At 62.6% G+C, this 16,410-nt stretch carries 14 protein-coding genes; 3 read left to right on the top strand and 11 right to left on the bottom strand.

The features are described 5' to 3' along the window. Positions 1–11: 11 nt before the first annotated feature. Positions 12–851, top strand: coding sequence for a poly(ethylene terephthalate) hydrolase family protein (locus PCS43_RS09360; protein ID WP_003941000.1), 840 nt, complete (start codon positions 12–14; stop codon positions 849–851). Here the strand turns inward: PCS43_RS09360 and PCS43_RS09355 are convergent. From PCS43_RS09355 to eccCa, 10 genes are all read right to left on the bottom strand, one after another. Continuing rightward, a complete protein-coding gene (locus PCS43_RS09355; protein ID WP_003940907.1) occupies positions 812–1,096 on the bottom strand; it encodes a hypothetical protein in 285 nt (94 codons plus the stop codon). The genes PCS43_RS09360 and PCS43_RS09355 overlap by 40 nt on opposite strands. Then, the gene (locus PCS43_RS09350; protein ID WP_270923023.1) at positions 1,093–2,157 is read right to left on the bottom strand and encodes a hypothetical protein; all 1,065 of its coding nucleotides are present in this window, start codon (positions 2,155–2,157) and stop codon (positions 1,093–1,095) included. The genes PCS43_RS09355 and PCS43_RS09350 overlap by 4 nt, the downstream gene beginning before the upstream one ends. Positions 2,158–2,237: 80 nt before the next feature. Beyond that, positions 2,238–2,543, bottom strand: a complete 306-nt coding sequence (locus PCS43_RS09345) for a hypothetical protein (RefSeq protein ID WP_007728600.1) — start codon at positions 2,541–2,543, stop codon at positions 2,238–2,240. Between the two features lie 111 nt (positions 2,544–2,654). Further along, positions 2,655–3,992 carry a phosphoglucosamine mutase gene (gene glmM, locus PCS43_RS09340; RefSeq protein ID WP_007728598.1) on the bottom strand — a complete coding sequence of 446 codons (1,338 nt, stop codon included), beginning with the start codon at positions 3,990–3,992 and terminating at the stop codon, positions 2,655–2,657. Positions 3,993–4,146: 154 nt separating this feature from the next. Further along, positions 4,147–4,656, bottom strand: a complete 510-nt coding sequence (gene rpsI / locus PCS43_RS09335) for a 30S ribosomal protein S9 (RefSeq protein WP_007728596.1) — start codon at positions 4,654–4,656, stop codon at positions 4,147–4,149. Beyond that, complete coding sequence (gene rplM / locus PCS43_RS09330) at positions 4,653–5,096, bottom strand: 50S ribosomal protein L13 (RefSeq protein WP_003940842.1); 444 nt, start codon at positions 5,094–5,096, stop codon at positions 4,653–4,655. The genes rpsI and rplM overlap by 4 nt, the downstream gene beginning before the upstream one ends. Before the next feature lie 290 nt (positions 5,097–5,386). Beyond that, the gene (locus tag PCS43_RS09325) at positions 5,387–5,680 is read right to left on the bottom strand and encodes a WXG100 family type VII secretion target (RefSeq protein WP_270923022.1); all 294 of its coding nucleotides are present in this window, start codon (positions 5,678–5,680) and stop codon (positions 5,387–5,389) included. 100 nt (positions 5,681–5,780) lie between these two features. Then, a complete protein-coding gene (locus PCS43_RS09320) occupies positions 5,781–6,086 on the bottom strand; it encodes a WXG100 family type VII secretion target (RefSeq protein WP_003940986.1) in 306 nt (101 codons plus the stop codon). A gap of 184 nt (positions 6,087–6,270) precedes the next feature. Continuing rightward, entirely contained in the window at positions 6,271–7,713 is a 1,443-nt protein-coding gene (locus tag PCS43_RS09315; RefSeq protein ID WP_270923021.1) for a type VII secretion-associated protein, read from the bottom strand. A 56-nt stretch (positions 7,714–7,769) separates the two neighbouring features. Next, complete coding sequence (gene eccCa, locus PCS43_RS09310; protein WP_209908067.1) at positions 7,770–11,774, bottom strand: type VII secretion protein EccCa; 4,005 nt, start codon at positions 11,772–11,774, stop codon at positions 7,770–7,772. A 235-nt stretch (positions 11,775–12,009) separates the two neighbouring features. Between eccCa and eccD the strand changes: the two genes are divergently transcribed. Both eccD and mycP read left to right on the top strand, forming a co-directional pair. Continuing rightward, positions 12,010–13,476, top strand: a complete 1,467-nt coding sequence (gene eccD / locus PCS43_RS09305; RefSeq protein WP_007728587.1) for a type VII secretion integral membrane protein EccD — start codon at positions 12,010–12,012, stop codon at positions 13,474–13,476. A gap of 14 nt (positions 13,477–13,490) precedes the next feature. Next, complete coding sequence (mycP, locus tag PCS43_RS09300; RefSeq protein ID WP_052959915.1) at positions 13,491–14,903, top strand: type VII secretion-associated serine protease mycosin; 1,413 nt, start codon at positions 13,491–13,493, stop codon at positions 14,901–14,903. Between the two features lie 14 nt (positions 14,904–14,917). On the opposite strand, the gene eccB is transcribed toward mycP, so the two are convergent. After that, positions 14,918–16,384 (bottom strand): type VII secretion protein EccB, encoded by a 1,467-nt coding sequence (gene eccB, locus PCS43_RS09295; protein WP_083291751.1) that lies wholly within the window; start codon positions 16,382–16,384, stop codon positions 14,918–14,920. Positions 16,385–16,410: the final 26 nt, after the last annotated feature.

Below are 16,410 nucleotides of genomic sequence, written 5' to 3'. Positions count from 1 at the left end.
CGTCTTCAACCGTGGCACCGAAACTGAAGACACTGACCCGTGAGCTGTCCAAGCGCGGCCCGCACCGAGTTCTCCGCGGCAACCTCGCCCTGGCCGGACAGCCGGGTGTCGTGTACACGCCGGAAACCGGTTTCAATCTCCCCGCCGTTGCCTTCGCGCACGGGTGGATGGTCGGGTCCCACAAGTACGAGCAGACACTCCAGCACCTCGCTTCCTGGGGAATTGTCGCAGCGGCGCCCGACAGCGAACGCGGTCCGGTCCCGTCACATCTCGGATTGGCTGCAGATCTTCGAGCGACGCTCGACATCTGCGTCGGCGTGCGACTCGGCCCCGGACAGATCAGCGTCCAACCCGATCGGGTCGCCTTTGCCGGTCACGGCATGGGCGCGGGCGCTGCGGTACTGGCCGCAGCGCAGCGCGGGGATGTCGGTGCGGTAGCCGCACTGTTCCCGGCCCCGACAGCACCCAAGGCGGAGAACTACGCGTCGAAGATCACAGCGCCCGGATTGATCCTCGCCGGCGAAGACGACGTCGATTCCTTGACCAGCAATGCCCGGCCGCTGAGCGTGGAGTGGGGCGGTCCTGTCATCGCACGTACCGTGAATGACGCCCAAGACGCCGGACTGATCGAAGGCCGCCGACTCCTCGGCGCCCTGGGCCTCGGTGGATCCGAGCGCAAGACACAGGCCGCCACACGGTGCCTGCTCACGGGCTTCCTGTTGTTCCATCTGACCGGCGACAAGAAGTACAAGGATTTTGCTGATCCCGACGTCGAGATTCCGCACACGGCGCCGTTGCTGCCGGTCGAACCTCACTCCGACGCGCGGGCCAGCCAGCTGTTGCGTAAGTAGGAGTCCGTACTCGCCACCGACTCCGGCGGCGAGCACGGCGGCGTCGGCGTCGGCTCTGACGCGGATCGCAGATACGGGCCGGACCTGACCGGCCCATCCGTGTCATTCTCGGCGGATGTCGTTTCGGACGGCGGCTCCTGGTGCGATTCCGCGCTCGCTGCGGCCACTCTGCGCTCACGGAAGTCGTCGAGTTGAGAATCGAGGGTTCGACGGATCGCTTCGAACGGCGCGTGAACGGACTTCACAGCGGACCAGCTCCGGCCAACTCAGCGCCCGTCCCTCCGTCGGGAGCCACGATCGACTCGTCGGGGACTGTGGAAGGCGGCTCCGGGTCCGGCGCGGGCGAGAACTCGGCGTTGGATTCAACCGGCACCTCGTGCTCGCGAATCTCAGGGTCGGGAGTTTCGGGCTGGAGTGTCGCAGGCTGGGACGCTTCTTGCGGGCGCGCCTCGTGCAGCGACATCTCCGGATCGGCATCGAGCACTATTCTCGGCCAACCATTTTCGCTCAACTCCAGGGTGGCCGACACAGAGTTCCCGTCAGCACCTGCAACATCCAGACTCACCCCACGACCGTCGGACGCAATCGAGAAGCCCCAAGTGTTGCCGCCGATCGAGAAAGAGACAGGAGCGGCGGCGACACCTGATGCACTCGGCTCGGCGATCGGAAAGGTTGACGTGAACGCGTCTGTCACCCACTGGGTCGCGGCGTCAAAAGCATGACCAACCGCGCTCGCGCACTCCGCACACGCCCTGTCGAATTCATCGCGAGTATCGAGATACGCCGAACGAAAAACCGTGTCCAGCCATGGCGCCGCACCACGACCGGTGGAAGCGACGTGAGTCAGCTGGTCGATCTCCCCCGCACCCAGACCGCCGATCGTCGCCCGGTCGAGGCTTGCCACCTTGAAAGCCTTGTCTGCCAAAGCCGTTCGAACCGTCCGCGCGAACTCGTCGGCCAGCGTGATCAACAGTGGCGCCGGATCCGCATCGGACCGAGCTTCACGCCGCGCCGCGAAGGCATGATCTACGACCGCACCCACGCCGGAAACATTCCACACTGCAGGAAGATTCTCCGCCAGGGTCGTCAGCATCGCGATCTCGGCGACCGAACCGTCCACCGCTGCGGCCATGTCCGACGCATCTCGCATTAGTGCCTCGAAATCGATACCAGCCTCTGCGCGATACGCATCCTCGTAGGACGTAAGCATCCGTTCTTCGAAGCCCAACCGAGAGGCCAGGTCGTGAAATCGATCGAAGAACTGCAGTCCCCTCGCACCAGCATCCAGGATTTCGTCAGGACGCACGCGCGAATCACGCAGTGCAAGAATATCTTCGACGCAATAGTAGCTGTTTGGTACTGCCTGTGCGGTACCGCTCGTCCGTCTCATGAGACCGACCCGCTGGAGTCTCGCAATCGCTGCGCACCCTGACCGTCCACCTCAGCGATCACCTCAGCCGAAGAGGAAAGCCGACGCGCCAACGCATCGAGAAGATCCGCACGGCCAGTCAAGCGAGAATTCAGGACCGCCAATGCCGACGCCAACGCGGCTCCATGCTCGGCGTAATCACGGCCCGAAACGGCACCGCTGAATCGCAGACGCCTGATCGGCTCGGCAGAATCGCGCAGAGCCTGGGCCACCGACACCGCTTGGCGTGCCAATTCATCTGTTCCAGCGCGGTCGACATCCACGAGCGCTCCCAAGTTTCAGCGGAACCACTCGAACGTCGAGCGGCCTTTGACTCCTTGGACGCAGCAGGGCGCAATTACGTTCCCTCAAAACGCGAATGCCGTAATGGGGGGCTAAACCGAACCGACGATCTCGGCCAACTCGTCGGCCAGCTTCTGCGCGAGCGGAAGTTCGGTGGCCTCGACCATGACGCGGACCAGTTGCTCGGTCCCGGACGGGCGCAGGAGCACGCGACCACCGTCACCGAGGACGCGCTCTGCGTCCGCGACTGCTGCGAGTACCGACGGCGATGCTGCGACTGTCGCCTTGTCCCCGACCTTCACGTTGATCAGAACCTGCGGGAGGGTTGTCATCGTTGCGGCCAGTGCGGATGCCGACTTACCCGTGCGAGCCATGCGTCCGAGCAGCCGGAGGCCGGTGAGAATCCCATCGCCCGTGGTGCCGAACGCCGGCAACACGACATGGCCTGACTGCTCGCCGCCGAGGCTGTATCCGCCCGCGCGCAGTTCCTCCAAAACGTAGCGGTCACCTACGGCAGCAGTCACGATGTTGATACCGGCCTCGCGCATCGCGATGTGCAAACCGAGATTGCTCATGACAGTCGCGACGAGAGTGTTCTCGACCAACTCGCCGGCGTCGTTCATCGCGATCGCCAGAACTGCCATGATCGCGTCACCGTCGACCACCGCTCCGGTCTCGTCGACGGCCAGGCAACGGTCGGCGTCGCCGTCGTGCGCGAGGCCTAGGTCCGCCCCGTGATCGACTACGGCTTTCTGAAGATTCTCCAGGTGCGTCGATCCGCAGCCGTCGTTGATGTTGAGGCCGTCGGGATCGGCGCTGATCGCGATGACGCGAGCGCCAGCTGCCGCGTAGGCAACCGGTGCGAGCGCGGAAGCAGCGCCGTTGGCGCAGTCGACCACAACGGTGAGTCCAGCGAGTGGCTCGCTCGCCGCGCTCGCCAGATGCGCAAGGTACAGCTGAGCGGCGTCGTCGACCGTACGGACGCGGCCGATCCCGGCACCTGTCGGTAGGACGGGCGGTGCAGTGCCGTCGAGTGCATCCTCGATCGCCACCTCGACAGCATCATCGAGCTTGTGTCCACCGGCTGCGAAAATCTTGATTCCGTTGTCCGGCATGGGATTATGCGATGCAGAGATCATGACACCGAGACTGGCGTCGAGCTTTGCCGTCAAGTATGCAACTGCCGGAGTCGGAAGAACACCCACGTCGAGCACGTCGACACCCGCGGAACTCAATCCTGCGGTCACCGCGGCTTGAAGCATCTCACCGCTGGCGCGAGGATCGCGGCCGATCACGGCGGTCGGACGTTCGTCCGCGGTATCGGCTGTCAGTACGCTCGCCGCGGCAACTGCCAATCTCAATGCAAGATCTGCAGTCAGATCCGAATTGGCAAGTCCACGAACACCGTCAGTACCGAACAACCGACCCATAGAACGACTCCTGAATCCTGTGAACCTCGAGAAGGGAACTCGAGAAGGGAATTTCTCCGAGAAACACAAGAGCGAGCGTCCGGTAACGATGGACGCCCGCTCTTGTGGTGAACAGGTGCCGAAGCAGACCCGTCGGGTCAACCTCGGCAAAGCATCAGCGCTTGGAGTACTGCGATGCCTTACGGGCCTTCTTCAGGCCGTACTTCTTACGCTCGACCGCGCGGGCGTCACGCGTCAGGAAGCCTGCACGCTTGAGGGCCGGACGATCATCAGGGGTTACCTCGATGAGTGCGCGCGCGATAGCCAGACGCAGTGCGCCTGCCTGACCGGACGGGCCGCCACCGTGCAGCAGTGCAATGATGTCGAAAGACTCGGGACGCTCGACGAGCACCAGCGGAGCCTTGATCAGCTGCTGGTGAACCTTGTTGGGGAAGTAGTCCTCCAACGTACGACCGTTGAGCTTGAACTGACCGGTACCGGGAGCCATCCGGACGCGAACGACAGCCTCCTTGCGGCGACCGACGGTCTGGACCGGGCGATCGAGGACGATCGGTGCGAGCGTAGCTGCAGCAACCTCTTCGACGACCTCGACTGCGTCAGAGACAAGCTCTTCCACTGCTTCGATGTTCTCTTCGGACACGTTCTGCTCTTCCGGCGATGTCACTGTGCGACCTGCTTGATCTCGAACGGCACCGGCTGCTGCGCGGTGTGGGGGTGATTCGGGCCCGCGTAAACCTTGAGCTTGCTGCTCATTGCGCGGCCGAGCTTCGTCTTGGGGAGCATGCCGACAATGGCCTTCTCGACGAGACGATCGGGAGTCCTGTCGAGGACCTCACCGACAGTGCGGGACTTCAGGCCACCCGGGAATCCGGAGTGGTGGTAAACGTTCTTGCCCTGCAGCTTGTTGCCGCTGATGGCAACCTTCTCTGCGTTGATGATGACAACGAAGTCACCACCGTCGATGTGCGGCGCGTAGGTGGGCTTGTGCTTGCCACGCAGCAAGTTCGCTGCCTGAACGGCAAGACGGCCGAGCACCACGTCAGTGGCGTCGATGACGTGCCACGTGTGGGTCACATCTCCGGCCTTCGGGGTGTACGTAGACACAGATCTTCCTCGTCTTAATTCATTCCACTGCTGACCATGTGCGTATCGCGTAAACGATCCTCGGCGGCCAGTTGAGACCCGAGAACCGCCGGTCTCCACGCATTTCTGCCGGAGCCCTACGGCACGCCACCGATAGACGATACCGGTCTACCCGCTGCCAGGTCAAAGCGCAGCCATTCCTGCCAACAGCATCATCGTCCAGCACAGCGATGCGAGCGATCGACATGCGCCTGCCCCGGCAACCTGACGGTACCGGGGCAGGCGGGGTGTCATCACGGCATGGGATGTTGTCAGCGACCGAATCCGTTTGCGGCGATCCGATCAGCTTCCTGCATCTTCTCCGAGCCGCTCGCCGTCGCTCCGGCGATCTGCGCGAGAACCATGTTCAGTTCTTCGGAAGCCTGGGCCCAGCGACGCTGTGCGCCGTTCCACGCTTCGGAACCTGCCCCTTCCCAGCCTGCTTGCAGCTTGTCCACGACGACCTTGATGTCACCCTGCTTGTCGTTGATCGCTTTGGCCTGCTGTTTCATCTGATCGGACAGCATTGCGAGGCCGCCGAAGTCGTACTTGATCCTGTCGGACATAACTGCTCCCGGTTCGGTGTGACTGGAGAGAACTTGTGAGAACTAACTTGTGAGAACTACTGGCTGAGGATTGCTTGATCGGACGATGAAGAGCTGGCGGTCAGGACATGTTCACCGTCGCGCCGCGAAGCGAGCTGACGTTGTCGTCTTCGGTCGAGTCGAAGGTTCCCGCGGCCTGTTTGATCTGCTCGCAGATGTCGGTCAGAGCTGTGTCCAACTTCAGGGCCGCGCTGTTGTATCGCTCCATGATTCCTGCGTATTCGACCTGCGCCGCACCGTTCCACGAATTGTGCGAAGCGTCGGCCTCCGACCGAACAGCGTTGACCAGCCCCCTGATGTCACCGAGATGTCCGTCGATGGTCCCCGCCGAATCGATCAATTCAGCGGTAGTTGCGGTAAAGCCCATGTCGTCCCCCTGGATTCGGTGAGTACCGTTCGGTATCGGCGATCACACACAACGGGCTTTGTCCGTCGGATGTGCACCGGGGTCGAGCGGAACTCCCTGATGTGCGCTACACATACTTTGACGCGACCTTCGTACCAACGGTTCCGGCCCGACCGAAGAATATTTTCAGAACCGACCGATCCGGTCACGGTGTGAATTCGACCGACTGCCACATCCGCAGGCAGTCCGCTTCGAGACTGCCCCACTCACCGACCAGATACTGGCAGCCGATACTCACTTGCCGTCCGTTGTCGACGTACACGCGCCAACGCACCTCGGAGAAATCGTCCGGAAACTCGACGTACACCACTGCCCGTTTTCCTGCGGCATCGTCGAGCACAGCAAACTCTGCGAACCGCAATGGGTCCTCGAACGTCGAAAACTGCTGACGCAAAACAGCTTCGACGGAATCGAATCCCACACCTTCCGCAAGACGTTTCTCGATGACCACGATCTTGCGATCCGCACCCGAACCGGGTACCAAATCGGTACGCCCGCTCGAGGTCCCTCGCGACAGAAGCTTCCAATCGGAAGGCACTTCTGCCGCAACGCTTCCCACGTCCACACGAGTAAGTTCCGGCGTGGCCCCGGACTCGATCGACGAGATCGAAGTCTTCGGTGCAGGCGTTTCCTGCTCTTTCGACGCCTCCACGATCTCGACTTCGACTTCCGCCGTGGCTGCGACCGACCCCGCCAACCGAGAATCGCCTCGATCGCGAGTGGACACCACGACCGTTGCTGCGACCGCACCGGCGACGGCGACCACCGCAAGCGCCGCCGCGAACCATCGACGGCCTCTTCGCCGCCCGCCGACGCGACGCGGCGAAGAGGCATTCGAGTCCGCGCCAGGAATCGACTTCGCGCCATCCGTATCGCCTACCCACCCGGCGCCAAAAGCCGAATTGTCGACGATTCGTCCCGAACTGTCCCGCGCGGTTGTCTGGCGAACGAGCGTCTGAGGATCCACCAGAGACGCAGCCACCCGGCTCTCGTCCAGAATTCGGATGCTCGCGTGGCCGTGAACATTCGTCGCCCCCCGTTCGAGCGAAGCCGCAACAGCATGAGAGCTCGGCCCGACCAACACCACAGCGTCCCGAACCGATAGATCCCCGATTGCGGAAAACAACCCCGCAACGTCTGCGATCTCCGAACTTTGTGTTCCGTCGATTCGGAGTTCACCGTCGACCTCAGCGACAACAGAAGCGACCACCGTTCCGCCTCGCAGTTCGAGGACGACACACCGCGATCGCCAAGCCGTATGAGCCGACCTCGCCGCCGCGATCGACGTCGGAACGAGTACGACGTCGTACGCCACTCGACGTGCTGCATCGAGCAATCGCCGCCTGCGTGGGGCACCCCAATCCGAGGGATGACTGAGATGAAGAATGTCTGCGCCGACGATTCCGCACCCGTCCATCGCACTGGAGATCAGCCTGGCCACCTCCAAGACTGTCGGGACAACCCGACCATCCACGTCGACATAATCGTCGTCGATGTAATCGATCGCATTCTCACCGGCCGCACCGGGGCCCGACGCCGGTTCGCGTCTGAGGTCTGCACTGCAACAGAATTCGCGTTGACCCGACACGACCCAGATATTCGATGCACCCCAATGTAACGAGACCGACACTGCGGACGGAGCGGTCACAGCGGTGGTATCCACGGAACTTGGACAAGTTGGGTTTGCGAGCGGGAAACGTAGACCCCACGGCCTTCCGGCATCGCCGACGCGCGGACAGTGCCGACGAGATTTCCCTCGTCACGGCTTCCGCTCATGATCAATCCGGCCGGCGCCATGTCACGAATTCTCGCAATGACCGGCTCGTACAGTGCTCTGGCCGCACCACCGGAACGGCGGGCAATAACCAGGTGCAAACCGATGTCCTTGGAGTGCGGAATGTATTCGAGCAACGGCGCCACCGGATTTCCACTCGGTGTGGCCACAAGGTCGTAGTCGTCGATCAGTACGTAAATCTCCGGCCCACTCCACCACGACCGTTCCCGCAATTGCTGCTGCGTTGTTTCGGCGTTCGGCATTCTGGCAGCGACGATCCGAGCCAAGTCGACCATCAATTCACCGAAGGTCGTCGACGACGCCGAGTACCCGCCGAGGTGATTCCCTTCGACCACGCCCAGCAGGGAATGCCGATAGTCACCGATGATCAGCTTGGCCTGGGCCGGTGTGTTCGACGCGATGATCCCTTCGGCTATTCCACGCAAGAGAGATGTCTTCCCACACGCGGTGTCGCCGAATATCAACAGGTGCGGGTGTTCCCGGAAGTCCATGTACACCGGGGCGAGGTCGGTCTCACCGAGCCCGATCGGCACCGTGAGGCACCGACCGTCGGCCGCGCTCGTTGAGGGCCACCGGGTCCCGACAGCTTCGAGAAGTTCCGCCCGCGAGTAGAAATCCGGGAGCATCCGCACGGTGGGTGCCGGACGCGAATTCGACATGGCTGCAATACGTTCGACCGTCGCCACCACAGCCGTACTCGAGTTCTCACTACCCGGTAGGCCGTCGATTCGAGGTAGTCCGGTGAGAAGGTGGAGTCCGTCGCGAGTGATGCCACGACCCGGTCGACCTTCCGGCACCAGGCCGGCTTTCCGGCGACCCGCATCCGAATCTCCCGGATCACCCAAACGAAGTTCGATGCGAGTACCCAGTTGATCCTTGAGTGCCGGCCGGATCTCGGCCCACCTCGACGTCGTGACGATCACGTGTACACCGAAGGACAAACCTTGACCGGCGAGCATGTTGATCTGGGGCTCGAGTGATTCGAAATCCGAACGAACGCTTGGCCAACCGTCGACGACGAGGAAGACGTCGCCGTACGGGTCCTCTCGGAGTCCCGCAGCCTCACCTTCCCCGGCGGGATCAGCTGTTCGCAATCTACGGAAATCGGCCATCGATTCGATGCCGAGGTCACGAAACAGTCGCTCCCGTTTGGCGACCACACCGAGTACCTCGGCAACTGTGCGCCGGACGCGGTCGGAATCCAAGCGGTTTGCCACCGATCCGACGTGCGGCAGATCTTTCAATCCGAGGAGCGTTCCACCGCCGAAGTCGAGGCAGTAGAACTGAATCTGTTCCGGCGTGTGCGTCATGCTCAGAGACAAGATCAACGTGCGCAACGCCGTCGACTTTCCCGACTGCGGGCCGCCGACAATCGCGAGGTTGCCAGTCGATCCGTTGAGATCGGCGACGAGTAGATCGCGGCGCTGATCGAACGGCCTGTCGACTATGCCGAAGGGTGCGCTCAGATTTCCGCGAGGTTGATCACCGGTCGCCCACCGCGGCAACAACTGGTCAAGCGTCGGAGATGACTCGAGCGGCGGGAGCCACACTTCATGCGCACGTGGACCGTGACCGCGCATGCGGTCTACGAGGACTCCCATGAGAGTACGTGCATCGTCACCGATTTCACCCATGTCGACGACGTCGGGCTCGACGGGAACGAGAACGGCCTCTGGTCCGATCACGGGCTTCGCGGTAAACGGCAGCGGCGCCAGTTCGACGGGGGAATCGACCGAGAATCGAGTGGGCACGATCCGCTCGCCCTCGTACGGGCCTGACACGTACGCACCTTGGAAGCGAACGATCTCAGCAGAATCGGACTTCAGGTATCCCGCACCGGGTGTACCCGGAAGGTGATAAGCATCGGGAACGCCGAGGACGGAACGAGACTCGTTCGCCGAGAACGTTTTCAACCCGACGCGATACGAAAGATGGCTGTCGAGACCCCGAAGCTTTCCTTCGTCGAGTCGCTGACTGGCCAGCAGCAGGTGAATGTGAAGTGACCTGCCCAATCGCCCGATGGCCACGAACAATTCGGCAAATTCCGGCTGTTGACTGAGCAGTTCAGAAAACTCGTCGACGACCACGAAGAGTGCCGGTAACGGATCGAGTGCAGCGCCGGCCAGCCTCGCCCTCTCGTAATCGGACACGTTTGCGAAGTTTCCTGCCGCACGCAACAGTTCTTGTCGACGATTCATTTCGCCGGCGAGCGCGTCCTTCATACGATCGACCATCGCCAATTCCTCGGCAAGGTTGGTGATGATCGCAGCAACATGCGGTGCCTCCTCGAGGCCGAGAAAGGTTGCACCACCTTTGAAGTCGATCAGGACGAGGTTCAGTGCGTCGGGAGAGTGGGTCGCGATCAGGCCGAGCACCAAGGTTCGCAGGAACTCCGACTTGCCAGAACCGGTGGCTCCGATACACAGCCCGTGCGGACCCATACCGTTCTCGGCCGACTCCTTCAGATCCAGTTCGACGGGGTTTCCGTCTTGTCCGACACCGATCGGCACGCGGAGTCGGTCGCGTCCCTGACGTGGAAGCCAGCCATGCTCAGGATTGAACCTCGCAATGTTTCCTATCCCCAACATCTGGCTCCACGTCCGAAGGGATCGGTCGTCGTCAGCTGCGTCGACGGCATTCTGCGATGCCGCACGGAACGGTGCGATGCGACGGCCGAACGCCTGCGCCAGGCTCGTCGTCGCAGCGTCAGGCCTCGCAAAGTTCTCAACTCCTGCGCTGCTCACCGCGCCGATCTGATCGCTACTGACGACAAGTCGCAAACCACGCGTCGCCACCAGCCGCGGGCAGAACCCGCACAGGTCGAGGACGGTCACCGAGTCGAGCCCGGATTCGGACAACAGGCCGGTGTCACCTTCGAACAAGCCACCGTCCACGACCAGCACGAGATGCGGAACGCCCGCACTGGCTGGAGTGTTGCGAGCGAATCGAGCACGCATCGAAAGCGGTTCCCCGAGGGAACTTTCGAATTCGAGATACGAACCGAACACCATGCGTGCAGTGCCGGTGGCGTCCTGAGACTGCGGGTGTTGCGCGTGTGGGAGCCACTTGACCCACTCCCACTCGGATTCGGTATCGGGACCGCACACCACCGCAACTTGGAGCGTGTCCGGACCGTGGAATGTGCACAGTTGCATCAACATCGAGCGGACAAGCGCACGAGCGGAATCTCTCTGCCCCTCGATGGACATCGCAGCAAATCCGCGAAGCGAGACGGCGGTCGGCAGGTCCTGCACAACCGAATGTGCACGGACGAATCGCCGAAGTGAGACAGCAGCGACGGGTTCGAGATCCTCGACCGGCCCGGTCTCCGGAGACACGAGTCTGGTGGCCAATCGCTGTGTACCCAGACCTACCCGAACGTGGCAGTAGTCCGAGTCGGTGATCTGACGCTCCCACATCCGCACAGTCCCGGCCAGTGTCCAGAGCAGCGACGGCTCGGGATTGCTCCACTCGAGAGCAGCACGCTGCGCACCAGTCGTCGCAGCAACATCACTACGCATCTGATCCAGGTACCGGAGGTAGTCCTTGCGGTCCTCGTTCGCCTCGGACGCTCTTGCTCCACCGCTACGACCGCCCCCGGCGAGCATTCCGAGCATCGACACCATCATCATGACCGGAAACAGCAGGGACATCGGATTGCGCGCCATGCCGGAAGAGAACATCAGCGCCACCATGCCGATCATGGCAACCACCATGATCACCGGAAGTAGTTTGGTCAGTAGGTTTCCCGGCGTGACGCGAGGTATCTCCGGTGGGGCCTGAAGCGTCACCTCGCCGCCCGGTGTGCGCGGCGATTCACGGCGTGCTCGACGCGCAAATCTGACAGTGCTCAATTCACCCACCCCCATCGGTGCTGCAGCTGTTGCCGCCAGGCGCCTCGTCCGACTACCGCCGGCCCCCCAAGGCGTACTCGCGCAATTGCAAGAGAGTAGATCACAACACCGACACTCGGGTCGGTGCCACCTGTTGTCGGCGCTGTCTCCGATACGGGCACGCAGTTCATGTCGTATTGTTCGGGTGAACTGGGGTGACGCGAAGGGGGAATCGCGTCATGGGAGGGGACAGATCTTGACCAGCACCACTACAACCAGCGCTGCGAACACCGGAAACGGACGAGGCGCGAGTCATTCTGCCGAACTGTGCAGGTTGACGGTACTTTCAGCCCATTCGCAGGTGGATCTTGCGGTGCCGCTTCGTGTTCCACTCACCGTGGTCATTCCGGGCATTGTGGACACAATTGTCAACCACAGCAATTTCAACGAGTTCGACCACACCACTGAACAATTCGAGCCCGTCGACTGGACTCTGTCGAAAGTCGGCAGGGCACCGCTGGCACCGACGCTGTCGCTGCACGAGCACGGAATCCGCGATGGAGAATTGCTCGTACTCGAGGCCTCGGACACCGCTGCCCCGCCCCCACTCTTCGACGACATCATGTACACCGTCGCGGCCACGGATGCGGACGTCTACCGACGCTGGACTCCGGTCACCGCGCGCATTGTCGGCTCGACCGCCGCCCTCGTCGCTGCGCTCGTCGCGGCCCTCGCCCTGGTCCTCGGCGACACGGGACTGATCGGCGCCGTCTGCGGCGGAGTGACGTCTTTGGTGCTCACCGTCGCCGCCGTCGTGGCAGCGCGGGTGTACGGAGACTCTGGAAGTTCCGTCACGCTCGGATGCGCTTCGGTGCCACTGGCGTTCGTCTCCGGCGCACTCTGCGTGCCCGGCACTGTTCTTTCGGCTCATCTGCTTCTCGGTTCGGCATCTGCCGCTGCGGTAACTCTGATCTGCTTCCGCTTGTGCGGCGCCGGATTAGCTGTCTTCACAGCACTTCTCGTCGTCCTTCTCGCGGCGGTGGGCACCTTTGCCGTCACTACCACGCTTCCCGAGGCGCGCACCGCGACCGTCAGCGGCGCGGTGATTGCCGCCGCATTGATCGTTCTCACGTTCACCGCTCGACTGTCGATGTTGTTCGCGCGACTACCGCTTCCTCCTGTTCCGACGCCGAGTAATCCCCTCGACGACGACCGCGACGGACTGCCCGAACCCGAACTACCCGGGCTGACCGAGTTGGCGGAAAGGGCAGGGCGGGCGCGTAGCTATCTGACCGGGCTGATCGTGGCCACGTCAGTGGTCGCGCTCGTCGCTGCCGTCGCACTCGCGTGGTCCTGGCCTGGTCAGGGGATCGTCTGGCCGAATCTTGCTCTCGCATTCGCGACGGCCGTCGTGCTGATGTTTCGCGGGCGCACCTACGCGGGCGCACAGCAGGCTGTGCCACTCATCGCGGCAGGCATCTCGGTGATTCTCGTTCTCCTGGGCGACATGGCATGGACCCATCGCGACCATGCATTGGTCGTCTTCGCCATCACGATGACCGTTCTCCTCCTGGCACTGGTTCTGGGAATCCTCGCCCCCCAGAACACATTCAGCCCCGTGATGCGACGCGCTGCCGAGCTGTTGGACCTCGCTGCGATTGCAGCAATCGTTCCGCTGATCTGCTGGGTCAGTGGCCTCTTCGCGCTCATGCGTGGCCTCTGAGCGATCGGTGATCGATGGTGATTCGACGTGCAACAAACATCTGCGCCAGTCTCGTGATCGTTGCCTTCAGCATTCTCGCCGGGGCAGGTGGCGCATCGAGCGCGGTTCCCTCCCCCATCGATCCTGCAATGCTGCCCGAGGACGGTCCGCCTGCACCTCCACAACCCACCGAACAACGAACCCTGTGCGTCCCAGCAGTGGCAGGTGGTGACGGTGCGGACATTCCACGTTCTCAACGAGATCTGGGATTCGATTCTGTGTGGCCGATCACCAGAGGGGCAGGACAGCGAATTGCTGTCATCGACACCGGTGTCAGCAGACATCCCCGGCTGCCATCGCTCGACGGCGGCGGTGATTACGTCGGTACCTCCGACGGCACCGACGATTGTGACGCACACGGAACTGTCGTGGCCGGTCTCATCGCCGCCCAGCAAGTCGAGGGTTCCGGATTCTCCGGAGCTGCGCCTGACGCACAGATAATTTCGATCAGGCAGTCCAGTGCCGCCTTCTCGGTGGCCGGCCAACGCGAAGACCCTGCTGTAGCCGAGAACTCATCCGGGTACGGAAACGTCGACACCATGGCATCGGCCGTCCGTCACGCTGCGGACATGGGTGCAAGCGTCATCAACATCTCCGAAGTCGCCTGCAAGCCTGCCGGGGACGGGATCAACGACCAACGACTCGGCGCTGCAATCGAATACGCCACGATCGCGAAGAACGTCGTAGTCGTCGCAGCTGCAGGTAACGTCGGATCCGGAGGTTGCAAGAACCAGAATCCGCCGCCGGATCCCGTCGACCCCTTAGCCGATCCATGGAACTCGGTTGCGACGATTGCCAGTCCGGCTTGGTACGACGACTATGTCCTCACGGTCGGGTCGGTAGACCCCAATGGCGCCGCCAGTTCCTTCAGCCTCGGCGGTCCGTGGGTCGACGTGGCGGCGCCCGGCACCGGAATCACCTCACTTCACCCGACGTCGCCCGGTCTGACCAACGGGGTGTACGGCTCCGACGGCGCCGTACAGTCGTTCAACGGGACCAGTTTCGCTGCGCCCTTTGTCGCGGCGACCGCCGCACTGGTCCGGTCGGTTCACCCGGAACTGACGGCGCTTCAGGTCATGCAACGTATCGAAGCCACCGCCCACGCTCCGGCGCAGGGTTGGAATCCCTACGTCGGTCACGGCGTCATCGATCCACTTGCGGCAGTGACGGGCGAATTGGCCCCAGGAGAACGCGTCAAGGTCAACCATCAGTCGGTGTCGATCGATCCCCTACCCACGCCGCCGACCCCCGACAACCGATCTCGCGACACGGCACTCGTCGGAGCCGGAACGGTCGGCACCCTCGCCCTACTGACGCTGTTGGCATCGATGCCTCTTCGTCGAGTAATTCGTCGGCATCTTCCCGAACGCCAGAACATCGATCCCTGAACCGTCAGCAGTGTTCAGTTCACCGGAGCGGCCGGCGCAGTATCGGGGGCGATTCCGTCGTGAGCTATCAGTGCATTGCTCTTCTCGAGCGCGGGACCTGATGCAAGTAGGTCGAGCATCTGCCAAGGCGCGCGATCAGGCGTTCGCGTCAATCCGAGCGCGCGAGCGGAGGTTTCGTCCGGTACGCCGTACTTCACACCGGTGTCGGCTACGTAGAACACTCCGTCGTGCCTGGTGCTGTTCGTCTCGATTCCGGTCGCTTGAACAAATCCGCCGAATCCCTGTTCGACATGGACGTTGTCGAGATTGTCACCCGATCCGTCCGCCTGCGCCAAGGACACCAACTTGCCACCCTCCGGGATCGGAACCTGCAATCCAGCGACAAGTTTCAGCGTTGCAGAACTACTTTCGCCGCCCTCGACTGCAGGTGGGGGAGCCCATTCCAGACAGCCGACAGGTGCGCCGTGATCATCGACGATCTCCGGAACCACCCGCGGCAACAAGTCGACGGCCAGCTCACTCACCGAGGGAATACGACTGATGGCATCAGGGGTGACGCTCGCGATCCCGGTGGCGCCCTGCGAATCCGAGAAGTAGATCAGTTGGGCGAGCGCCGCACCGATCTTCTGGATCCCGTTCTCGAGTACCACGTAGTACTGCGGGTCCGCACCCACCGAAACCTGGACGACGGAGCCGACAGTCTTGTTCTGCAGAGGAAACCGGGGCGCCGATCCCAGTTGGCGGATTCGCGGAGCCTCGATGCGCGGAACTTCGGGAATCGAATTGAGGAATCCGATACTGATCGGTCGCGCCTGTGCTCCTTCCAGGCCTAAAGCCCGCATGATCGCCGGATCGTCCACATCGATTTCCGCTCGCTTCCCGTCGTACACGAGAAAGTGATCGGAACCCGACTTCACCAGGAATGCACGGTCATTCGTCAGATATGTCGTGTTTTCGCCGACATTGGACGAGCCGACCAGGACCGAAGTCGTCAACGATTTTCTCCCGTCCGATCCGACGGAATCGCACACCGTCCACGCGGCGTTGGTAGGGTCGGCCGATTCCGGCAGCGCGGACGGTGCGCCGGGAATGCCGACGAGCGCGCCCCGGGGTTTCGCCTCGACCTCGGATGCCTTGACTACTGCCGGTTTTCCTGGCGAACCCAGAATCAGTCGTGCGGAGGCCAAGTTCAGCACAGGGCGAAACGTACCCTCCATGGCGACGAACATCGCGCCCGATTCCTTTGCAACGACGATCTCTGCATCGCCGATTCTGTCCTGTGGCCGAAACAGAGCGAGTACAGCGCAACCCGCCAATCCCAGTGCAGCGAGGACTATTCCGACGGTGAACGCGCGCGACTGTGATCGCATCGGATCGTGAAGCATCCGCACGTCTCGTCTGACCAGCGCATGTTCCATCCGCCTGACCAAGAATCGGTACCCGTTGACCTGCCAGCGCGTGGTAGGTGTCGCAGCCATCATTCCCCCCGTGCCTTACATCCCCTTGC

This window comes from Rhodococcus sp. C-2, from assembly GCF_027854095.1.
GTDB classification, from domain to species: domain Bacteria; phylum Actinomycetota; class Actinomycetes; order Mycobacteriales; family Mycobacteriaceae; genus Rhodococcus_F; species Rhodococcus_F qingshengii.
The sequence above is the reverse complement of the archived record's forward strand: the minus strand, read 5'-3'. Positions and strand labels throughout refer to the sequence as shown.

Bases quoted from the DNA above. Each gene is read 5' to 3' on its own strand.
- PCS43_RS09320 (WP_003940986.1), bottom strand. From the start codon at position 6,086: ATGGGCTTTACCGCAACTACCGCTGAATTGATCGATTCGGCGGGGACC.
- PCS43_RS09325 (WP_270923022.1), bottom strand. From the start codon at position 5,680: ATGTCCGACAGGATCAAGTACGACTTCGGCGGCCTCGCAATGCTGTCC.
- mycP (WP_052959915.1), top strand. From the start codon at position 13,491: ATGGTGATTCGACGTGCAACAAACATCTGCGCCAGTCTCGTGATCGTT.
- glmM (WP_007728598.1), bottom strand. From the start codon at position 3,992: ATGGGTCGGTTGTTCGGTACTGACGGTGTTCGTGGACTTGCCAATTCG.
- eccB (WP_083291751.1), bottom strand. From the start codon at position 16,384: ATGATGGCTGCGACACCTACCACGCGCTGGCAGGTCAACGGGTACCGA.